Here is a 497-nt window from a genome sequence, read left to right as displayed (position 1 = left end):
TGATGTTGGCTTGAAACCAATTTTAGGGGGTTCGATTCCTTCCTTTCTTAGTTTACTTTTACATAAACGGGTTCTTCAAATGTATGATATGGAGGAGGACATCCGTGAAGTCATTCTAGGTTTGTTGTAGTTAGTTCAACTGATTCAACTTCTCGTTTTGATGCTAAGGCTTCTCAAATAATAAATATTATAATTAGAACGGCTGTAAGAGAAATAAATGATCCTATAGATGACACAATATTTCATGTAGTGTAAGCATCTGGGTAATCAGAGTAACGTCGTGGTATTCCTGAAAGACCTAGGAAATGTTGAGGGAAGAATGTTATATTTACCCCAACAAATATTGTAGCGAAATGAATTTTAGCTCAAGTATCATTTAGTGTATAACCTGTAAATAGTGGGAATCAGTGAATGAAACCGGCTATGATAGCAAAAACAGCACCTATGGATAAGACATAGTGGAAATGGGCAACTACGTAGTATGTATCGTGAAGGAC

General features: G+C 36.0%; 1 protein-coding gene. It reads right to left on the bottom strand.

The window, feature by feature from the left end:
- Positions 1–242: 242 nt before the first annotated feature.
- Entirely contained in the window at positions 243–359 is a 117-nt protein-coding gene (locus CRJ03_RS20200) for a cbb3-type cytochrome c oxidase subunit I (RefSeq protein WP_276308214.1), read from the bottom strand.
- Positions 360–497: the final 138 nt, after the last annotated feature.

The organism is Roseovarius nitratireducens, from assembly GCF_002925845.1.
Lineage (GTDB): Bacteria > Pseudomonadota > Alphaproteobacteria > Rhodobacterales > Rhodobacteraceae > Roseovarius > Roseovarius nitratireducens.
Note: the sequence above shows the minus strand (reverse complement) of the source record. Positions and strands in the feature narration are given on the sequence as shown.